Source organism: Gilliamella sp. BG1 (assembly GCF_046635625.1).
GTDB lineage: Bacteria > Pseudomonadota > Gammaproteobacteria > Enterobacterales > Orbaceae > Gilliamella > Gilliamella bombi.
The window spans coordinates 140,461-149,600 of record NZ_JBIDFG010000005.1; the positions used below are offsets into that span (position 1 = coordinate 140,461).

The 9,140-nt window shown below is 35.8% G+C and carries 8 protein-coding genes; 4 read left to right on the top strand and 4 right to left on the bottom strand.

Annotated features, from left to right (window positions below; translation table 11 throughout):
• The first annotated feature begins 1 nt into the window (after nucleotide 1).
• Both lptB and ACGH80_RS03785 read left to right on the top strand, forming a co-directional pair.
• The gene (gene lptB / locus ACGH80_RS03780; RefSeq protein ID WP_034913235.1) at nucleotides 2-727 is read left to right on the top strand and encodes an LPS export ABC transporter ATP-binding protein; all 726 of its coding nucleotides are present in this window, start codon (nucleotides 2-4) and stop codon (nucleotides 725-727) included.
• Nucleotides 727-2,142, top strand: coding sequence for an RNA polymerase factor sigma-54 (locus ACGH80_RS03785; protein WP_411630555.1), 1,416 nt, complete (start codon nucleotides 727-729; stop codon nucleotides 2,140-2,142). The genes lptB and ACGH80_RS03785 overlap by 1 nt, the downstream gene beginning before the upstream one ends.
• A gap of 72 nt (nucleotides 2,143-2,214) precedes the next feature.
• On the opposite strand, the gene leuD is transcribed toward ACGH80_RS03785, so the two are convergent.
• From leuD to leuA, 4 genes are all read right to left on the bottom strand, one after another.
• Nucleotides 2,215-2,817 (bottom strand): 3-isopropylmalate dehydratase small subunit, encoded by a 603-nt coding sequence (leuD, locus tag ACGH80_RS03790; protein WP_085164889.1) that lies wholly within the window; start codon nucleotides 2,815-2,817, stop codon nucleotides 2,215-2,217.
• Nucleotides 2,818-2,830: 13 nt separating this feature from the next.
• Nucleotides 2,831-4,231, bottom strand: a complete 1,401-nt coding sequence (leuC, locus tag ACGH80_RS03795) for a 3-isopropylmalate dehydratase large subunit (protein ID WP_411578358.1) — start codon at nucleotides 4,229-4,231, stop codon at nucleotides 2,831-2,833.
• A 156-nt stretch (nucleotides 4,232-4,387) separates the two neighbouring features.
• Nucleotides 4,388-5,467, bottom strand: coding sequence for a 3-isopropylmalate dehydrogenase (gene leuB / locus ACGH80_RS03800; RefSeq protein ID WP_065561213.1), 1,080 nt, complete (start codon nucleotides 5,465-5,467; stop codon nucleotides 4,388-4,390).
• Between the two features lie 67 nt (nucleotides 5,468-5,534).
• The gene (gene leuA / locus ACGH80_RS03805; RefSeq protein ID WP_296302313.1) at nucleotides 5,535-7,082 is read right to left on the bottom strand and encodes a 2-isopropylmalate synthase; all 1,548 of its coding nucleotides are present in this window, start codon (nucleotides 7,080-7,082) and stop codon (nucleotides 5,535-5,537) included.
• Nucleotides 7,083-7,523: 441 nt separating this feature from the next.
• Between leuA and nfsB the strand changes: the two genes are divergently transcribed.
• Nucleotides 7,524-8,168, top strand: coding sequence for an oxygen-insensitive NAD(P)H nitroreductase (gene nfsB, locus ACGH80_RS03810; protein ID WP_411630552.1), 645 nt, complete (start codon nucleotides 7,524-7,526; stop codon nucleotides 8,166-8,168).
• Nucleotides 8,169-8,322: 154 nt separating this feature from the next.
• Nucleotides 8,323-8,670, top strand: coding sequence for an HTH domain-containing protein (locus tag ACGH80_RS03815; protein ID WP_065589831.1), 348 nt, complete (start codon nucleotides 8,323-8,325; stop codon nucleotides 8,668-8,670).
• The last annotated feature ends 470 nt before the right edge of the window (nucleotides 8,671-9,140 follow it).

The following is a 9,140-nucleotide window of genomic DNA, read 5'->3' on the forward strand; positions in this document are numbered from 1 at the left end:
AATGTCAATTTTAAAAGCGGAAAATCTGGCCAAAGTATACAAAAAAAGACGAGTTGTTGAAGATGTAAGTTTAACTGTCAACTCAGGCGAAATTGTTGGATTATTGGGCCCCAATGGTGCGGGTAAAACGACTACTTTTTATATGGTGGTTGGTATAGTGACATTAAATGCAGGTAAAATTTACCTTGATGATCATGATATCAGCATTTTACCTTTACATGAGCGAGCTCAAAAAGGTATTGGCTATTTACCACAAGAAGCGTCTATTTTTAGAAAATTGTCTGTTATAGATAACATTATGGCGATTTTAGAAACGCGCAAAGATATTGATAAAAATGAGAAAATCGATCGTGCCGAAGAATTACTCGAAGAGTTCCATATTTCTCATATTCGTGACAGCATAGGACAATCTCTATCTGGTGGAGAAAGACGTCGAGTAGAAATAGCAAGGGCGTTAGCAGCTAATCCTAAATTTATTTTACTTGATGAACCTTTTGCTGGGGTTGATCCAATTTCGGTGATAGATATCAAAAATATTATTAAGCATCTACGTGATCGAGGGTTAGGTGTATTAATAACCGATCATAATGTACGTGAAACGTTAGATGTTTGCGAACGTGCTTATATTGTTAATAAAGGACATTTAATTGCTGAAGGTTCACCAAATGACATCTTAAGTAACGAATATGTAAAACGAGTTTACTTAGGAAACGAGTTCAGATTATGATGAAAACCAGTTTACAACTGAAAGTCTCTCAACAATTATCCATGACGCCACAATTACAATTGGCGATTAAATTACTACAGTTGTCAACTTTAGAACTCCAACAAGAAATACAAACTGCGCTTGAAAACAATCCATTACTTGAAGTTGATGATCAATATGACGAAGTGAACGTTAAACAAAACGATGAAACAGAAAATATTGATACGCGTGAGGCTTTAGATAGCAAAGAGATTCCCGATGATATTCCACTGGATGCATCTTTAGATGATATTTATAGTGCAGGAACTCCATCTGGAACTAACTCAGATTACCGTAATGATGAATTGCCTATCTATCAAGGTGAAACTCACGAAACATTACATGATTATCTGGAATGGCAACTTGAACTAACACCGTTTAGCGATACAGATAGGGCGATAGCGGTATCTATTATTGAAGCTATAGATGAGAGAGGCTATTTAACAGTTTCAACAGAAGAAATACTTGAAGAACAAGGTAATGATGAAATCGAAATGGCCGAAGTTGAAGCAGTATTGAAACGAATATGGAATTTTGATCCTATCGGTGTTGGTGCCAGATCGTTGCAAGAGTGTTTGTCTATTCAAATTCAACATTTAGACACTCCACCATTAGTTAAACAAATTATTGATAATTATTTAGACTTATTAGCCATACGTGATTATAGAAACTTAAAAAAAGTGTTAAATACAACAGATGAACAATTAAAAGAGGCTGTTGATTTTATACAACGTTTACAACCTTATCCCGGAGATTTGGTTAATACTGCTTCTCCAGACTATGTCATACCTGATGTCATGGTAAAAAAGGTACAAGGAAAATGGGTTGTGTATTTAAATAGCGATACAGTTCCATCTTTACGTATTAACCAGCAATACGCCGATATGGCAAAATTAGCAAATGAAAGTGATGGGCAATATATTAGATCTCATCTGCAAGAAGCTAATTGGTTTATTAAAAGCATCGAAAACCGTAACGAAACCTTATTAAAAGTCAGCCAATTTATTGTTGAGCATCAGCAAGCCTTTTTTGAACACGGCGCTGAATACATGAAACCAATGATTTTGTCTGATGTTGCAACGGCAATTGATATGCATGAATCGACCATTTCTCGTGTAACAACTCAAAAATATCTGCATTGTCCAAGCGGAATTTATGAACTTAAATTCTTTTTCTCAAGTCATGTTAATAATGATTCAGGTGGTGAGGTTTCATCTACAGCTATCCAAGCATTAATTAAAAAATATATATCGGCAGAAAATAGTAAAAAGCCATTAAGTGATAGTAAATTAGTTTCGATGCTTGAAGAACAAGGCATTATTATTGCACGTCGCACCGTAGCAAAATACCGTGAAGCCTTATCAATTCCACCATCAAGTCAACGAAAACAGCTTTAAATTTGAATTCAAATTTTTTGGATATATATCGCTTATTTTAATCATGGGCGCAATTTGCGCCCTTTAATAAAATTAAGCTAAAAAGCTTGGGATTTTATGTTCAAAGTCGCTAATTGCTTCTTCATGTTGTAAGGTTAAGCCAATATTATCTAACCCATTTAATAGACAATGACGCTTAAATGCATCGATTTTAAATGAATATTGCTTGTCGCCGGCAATGACCACTTCATTAACTAAATCGATGGTAAATTCAACGCCTTCATTAGCTTCGACAATTTTAAATAGTTCATCGATATCTTCTTCGGATAAATTAACCAATAATAACTGATTGTTAAATGAGTTATTATAAAAAATATCGGCAAAACTTGAACCAATAATAGTTTTAAATCCATAATCAGCAAGTGCCCATGGAGCATGTTCACGAGAAGAACCACAACCAAAATTTTCACGTGTTAATAAAATACTGGCACCTTTATAGCGGGGTTTATTCAAGACAAATTCAGGGTTAGGCTGCTCGCCAGCATCATCTAAAAAGCGCCATTCATGAAAGGCATGTTTACCAAATCCAGTGCGTGTTACTTTCTGTAAAAACTGTTTTGGAATGATTGCATCTGTATCAACATTAGCCGCATCCAAAGGAACGACTAGCCCAGTATGTTTTGTAAATTTTGCCATGACAAGTCTCTCCTTAAAATGGTTTGCGAATATCTGTAAAATGACCAGTAATAGCTGCGGCTGCTGCCATAGCAGGACTAACTAAATGTGTTCTAGCATCACGTCCTTGGCGACCTTCAAAATTACGGTTGCTAGTTGATGCACAGCGATCTCCCGGTGCTAATTTATCATCGTTCATTGCAAGACACATAGAGCAACCCGGTAAGCGCCATTCAAATCCTGCATCAATAAAAATCTTATCTAATCCTTCGGCTTCAGCTTGTTCTTTCACTGGTCCTGAACCGGGTACAACTAATGCTTGTACACCTTCAGCCACTTTACGGCCTTTAGCAATTTGCGCAGCAGCTCGTAAATCTTCTATACGTGAGTTTGTACAAGAACCAATAAACACTTTATTGATCTTAATATCAGTCATTTTGGTACCAGCGCTTAATCCCATATAAGTTAATGCACGCTCTGCAGAGTGTTTTTCAATAGGATCAGCAAAATCATTAGGATTAGGTACTGTTGCATCAATTGATGTAACTTGACCAGGATTAGTACCCCAAGTGACCTGTGGGGCGATATCTTTACCTTCTAACGTCACAACTGTATCAAAATGTGCACCTTCGTCGGTTTTTAATGTCTTCCAATAGGCAACAGCTTTATCAAAATCCTCACCTTTAGGTGAAAATTGGCGTCCTTTTAAGTATTCAAACGTAACTTCGTCTGGCGCAATAATGCCAGCTTTTGCTCCCATTTCAATTGCCATATTACATAATGTCATGCGTCCTTCCATGGATAATGATTTAATCGCATCACCACAAAACTCAACCACATGCCCAGTACCGCCAGCGCTGGTGGTTTTACCAATAATAGCTAAAATAATATCTTTAGCGGTAATGCCGTCAGCAACTTGCCCTTTAACTTCAATTTTCATGGTTTTAGCACGACCTTGTTTTAAGGTTTGAGTTGCTAGCACATGCTCAACTTCTGACGTACCAATACCAAAAGCTAATGCACCAAATGCGCCATGTGTAGCAGTGTGCGAATCACCACACACAATAGTCATACCCGGTAAAGTCATACCTTGCTCAGGGCCGACTACATGGACAATACCACGTAATGGGCTTTGTAAATCATATAACGAAACACCAAACTCTTTGGCATTTTTTGCCAGTTCGGTTAACTGAATGCGAGCCATTTCGCTACAGGCACTTAAATCATTACTTTTGGTTGAAGTGTTATGATCCATAGTTGCAAAAGTCTTATTGGGCTGGCGAACTTTACGATTCATTGCACGTAAGCCATCAAAGGCCTGTGGAGAGGTGACTTCATGAACTAAATGACGATCGATATATAAAATAGGCGTTTCATTTGGAGCTTCATAAACGACATGCGCATCATATAATTTCTGATACAGTGTTTTTGACATTGCAGATTCCTTATTATTTTTTACAACTGGTATTAGTTTTAAACTTTGACATTATTTACTAATACTATAATTAATTGAATTAAAAAGGATACAAGTAGCAGTTTATTCTGCATACTTGAGTATCTTTTTACTACACATTTTACATAGCTAATTCAATTAAATAAGCTTACAAATAATGTCTCCCATTTCATCAGTTGAAACGGGTTGTTCTTTTTGTGCAAGATCGATAGTACGATAGCCTTGCTCTAATGCTTTATTTACTGCTGTTTCGATAGCTGAGGCAATATCATCACGTTTAAAGCTGTAACGGACTAACAAGGCTAATGACAAAATTTGTGCAGCAGGATTAGCAATATTTTTGCCAGCAATGTCAGGTGCGCTACCACCAGCAGGTTCATATAAGCCAAAGCCTTGTTCATTAAGACTAGCAGAAGGCAACATCCCCATTGAACCAGTTATCATGGCACATTCATCGGATAATATATCTCCAAATAAATTTGAGCATAAAATAACATCGAACTGAGACGGATCTTTAACAAGTTGCATTGTGGCATTATCGATATACATATGCTCAAGTTCGATATCAGGGTAGTTTTTAGCTACTTCATTAACCACCTCACGCCACAAAATTGAAGTTTGTAATACGTTGGCTTTATCAATTGAAGTTACTTTTTTGCGACGTAAACGTGCGGCTTCAAACCCCATTTTTGCAATACGTTCTATCTCAAAACGATGATAAACTTCAGTATCAAATGCTTTTTCTTGAGCACCACTACCTTCACGTCCTTTAGGTAATCCAAAATAAATACCGCCAGTTAATTCTCGCATACATAAAATATCAAATCCACGCTCTGCAATATCGGTGCGTAATGGACAAAGATCTTCTAAGCCTTGATACAAACGAGCAGGGCGCATATTAGCAAATAATTTGAAGTGTTTACGTAGTGGCAATAACGCACCACGTTCAGGTTGCTTTTCAGGTGGCAAATTAGACCATTTAGGACCACCCACTGAACCAAATAAAATAGCGTCAGCTTTTTCACAGCCTTCAAGTGTTTCATTAGGTAATGGGCAACCATGAATATCAATTGCTGCGCCGCCCACATCATATTCACTAGTAGTAATAGAAAGTTGATACTTTTGGCGGATAACATCTAATACTTTATAGGCTTGTCTCATTACTTCTGGGCCAATACCGTCGCCGGGAAGTACTGCAATATGGTAGTTTTGTGACATTTTTTATTCCTTTACAATCTAAATTAATTTTCATGTTTTGCTGTTAAACGGCAAAACAAATTATTTTTTAGTCATGATGTAATTTTTGTTTTTCTTGTGCAACTTGATTTGCTCTATACACATTATTCAATACATTAATTAAAGCCAAAGCCGATGAGTGAACAATGTCGGTTGCAAGTCCAACACCATGGAATTTACGACCTTTATATTCGGCAACAATATCAACTTGTCCTAAAGCATTTTCACCTTGTCCTTTAGAAGCTAACTGATATTTTACAATCGAAATAGGCTCGCCAGTAATACGGTTGATAGCTTGATAAACAGCATCAACGGGGCCATTACCTGTTGCTGCATCAGAATACTTTTTATCACCAATTAACAAGCTAACCGAAGCGGTTGAAACAACCGTCGAACCTGATTGAACATTAAAATAATCCAAAACATAATGTTCTTTTTCATCTTTTAATTGATTGATAAATATTAATGCCTCTAAATCATAATCGAATACTTGGCCTTTTTTATCAGCTAATTCTAAAAATGCCTCATAGACTTGATCTAAGTTATAATCTTTATCGTGATAACCAAGTTCTTCTAAACGATGTTTAACGGCGGCTCGTCCTGAACGAGAGGTTAAATTTAATTGGATTTGATTTAATCCGATTGATTCAGGGGTCATAATTTCGTAAGTTTCACGATTTTTTAAAACCCCATCTTGATGAATTCCTGAGGAGTGGGCAAAAGCGTTACTACCAATAATTGCTTTATTACCCGGAATTGGCATATTAGTAATTTGGCTAACAATTTGGCTGGTACGATAAATCTCTTGGTGATTGATATTTGTGTGAACATTTAAGATATTTTGACGAACTTTAATCGCCATAATAACTTCTTCAAGTGCGGTATTACCCGCACGTTCGCCTAAACCATTCATCGCACCTTCAATTTGCCGAGCACCTTCTTGAACCGCGCTAATCGAGTTAGCCACCGACATGCCCAAGTCATCATGACAATGAACAGAGATAATCGCTTGATCAATGTTCGGGACACGTTCAAATAGGGTACGAATAATGCCACCAAATTGATAAGGGACAGTATAACCGACAGTATCTGGAATATTGATCGTTCTTGCCCCTGCTTTAATTGCTGCTTCAACGATACGACATAAGTTATCAATTGGGGTACGGCCTGCATCTTCACAAGAAAACTCCACATCATTAGTATAATTACGTGCACGTTTAATACAGTGCACAGCTCTTTCAATGACATCATCAAATGTCATTTTTAATTTATCCTTAACATGTAAGGTTGATGTTGCCATAAAAGTATGAATTCGAAACTGATCTGCAACTTTTAATGCCTCGGCAGCAACATCAATATCTTTATCAACACAACGAGACAATGCACAAACACAGCTATCTTTAATGGTCTTAGCAATCGTTTGAACTGATTCAAAATCACCGGGAGATGAAACAGGAAAGCCAACTTCCATCACATCGACCCGCATTCGCTCCAAAGCAAGCGCTATTTGTAACTTTTCTTTAACGCTCAAACTTGCTTGTAATGCTTGTTCACCATCGCGTAACGTTGTATCAAAAATAATGACTTGATCGCTCATTGTTTTTCCTTTTATATATTTTAGCGCTATCTCGGTATTTCAAGTTAAAAAAACAAAAAACCCGCACTTTAGCGCGGGTTCTTGTTAATTTGTTGAGTTGTTTATTTAACTACTTCTTTTTACTCCACACACAAGCTATCCGCGCAAGTTAATGCGAGGAGGAGGCTGAGGTCGAGTGATAAATAGTTAACAAACATAAAAAAATCTCTATTTGAATTGTAATTAATACAGACAAAAACTGATGTTATTTTTACCAAATGATATCAGTGGTGTCAATGATTATTTGTAGTCAATCTAAATATGTTCTATTTTTATTAAAATAAAGTACTCAATACTAATTAAAGATTGCTTTACTATTTGACAAATCTATTAAAATAATAAGTTGAGACATAATAGAACCGAATTATAATGGTGAAAAGAATAACTCACGAGGGCATAATAATGAACATAGTTGATATTTCTCAAAAACGCTACACTACCAAACATTATGATCCAACAAAAAAAATTCCTGCCGATAAGATTGAACAATTATTAACTGTTTTAAGAAACAGCCCATCATCAGTTAACTCACAACCATGGCATTTTTATGTTATCGAGAACAACGAGGCAAAGAATAAAATTTTACCAGCTATACTTGAATTTAATCAACCAAGGGTGACTGGCGCTTCGCATACGATTGTCTTTTGTATTAAAACACCATTAGACGACGCCCATTTAGTTAATCTACTCTATCAAGAAGATAAAGACGGTAGATACCCTTCAGCCGATCTTAAACAAGCACAAGATCAAGGTCGTAGGCACTTTGTAAAGCTCAATAGTGCAACCATTGAATCGCAACAATGTTGGGAAAGTAAACAAGCTTATCTAGCATTGGGGCAACTGCTTTTTGCAGCAGCAGCAATTGGTATTGATTCAACGGCTATTGAAGGATATGATACCCAAAAAATGGACGAGATTTTAGATCTCAAAAGCAAAGGACTTAAAAGTATTGTTGTTGCTACATTAGGCTATCGAGCCGAAAATGACGGCAATGCGCATCGACCAAAATCACGCTTACCTAAAGAGCAACTTTTTACGTTTTTATAAAATAACGAGCAATATTCTCTGTATGAATTAAGATAAATATAGAGGATATTTTTTGAACTATGATAAGTTTAATTGTAGGAAAACATTAAGTTGTTTATACTTCATGTGTAGGATTTATTCGCATTATTTACAGTAAATCTGAGAAAATATGGTAATGAATATACGTAAAACAAAATTAACGCCTTATCACAGACAAGAGATATGGCGTTTATATCATAAAGAAAAAATAACCATCACTGATTTGGCTAAACGTTTTATGGTCAGTCGCCCGACCATTTATAGCGTGCTAAAAAAAGCCCGATTAAATTTGTTTGTGCCTTTAACCAGTAAGAACAAACGTTATAAAACGATTAGTTATGGTATTAAACACCTAGTTAAAATTGAAAAATCCATTGAAGATAAATTAAGGCGGCAAGCTAAATTATATAACAAAACAAATCCTGACGAAATGTTACATGTCGGCACCAAATATTTACCTTTACCTAAAAACAAAACAAAATAACTGTGATTGGCTATTTTAATAGGTTGCGCTATCGTGGTTGAAAGTAATGGTCTATTTTAGTTGGTCAGATTTCGGACGTGATCACTATTATTAATTTATTTACAAAAAACAGTACGTCCGAAATCACGATACCATAATATCTTAGCTCGCAATAGACAATTGATTTAACCAAAAACAAAATAAAAAATCCGATAAAATCAATGGTCTACCTGATAGATTTTAGAGCAAAAAAACACACCACTATAAGATCAATATGCTTGTTTTTTTGCAGTGTCAAAATACGCTAATGACAGAACTAGGGTCGCCGCCAAACAGGACTATTTCATTTGTATTTTTTTACAAAAAAACACGAAAAAACTAGCCAACTATTTTTTAAACGGCTATACTTTTACGGTTATAGGAAAACAAGCTTATTAAATAAGTAAATAATTATAAAAAATCTAAATAAAACAAAATATTACTTGACAGGT

Coding starts and splice junctions, on each gene's coding strand:
- lptB (WP_034913235.1), top strand. CDS start 2: ATGTCAATTTTAAAAGCGGAAAATCTGGCCAAAGTATACAAAAAAAGA.
- ACGH80_RS03785 (WP_411630555.1), top strand. CDS start 727: ATGAAAACCAGTTTACAACTGAAAGTCTCTCAACAATTATCCATGACG.
- leuD (WP_085164889.1), bottom strand. CDS start 2,817: ATGGCAAAATTTACAAAACATACTGGGCTAGTCGTTCCTTTGGATGCG.
- leuC (WP_411578358.1), bottom strand. CDS start 4,231: ATGTCAAAAACACTGTATCAGAAATTATATGATGCGCATGTCGTTTAT.
- leuB (WP_065561213.1), bottom strand. CDS start 5,467: ATGTCACAAAACTACCATATTGCAGTACTTCCCGGCGACGGTATTGGC.
- leuA (WP_296302313.1), bottom strand. CDS start 7,082: ATGAGCGATCAAGTCATTATTTTTGATACAACGTTACGCGATGGTGAA.
- nfsB (WP_411630552.1), top strand. CDS start 7,524: ATGAACATAGTTGATATTTCTCAAAAACGCTACACTACCAAACATTAT.
- ACGH80_RS03815 (WP_065589831.1), top strand. CDS start 8,323: ATGAATATACGTAAAACAAAATTAACGCCTTATCACAGACAAGAGATA.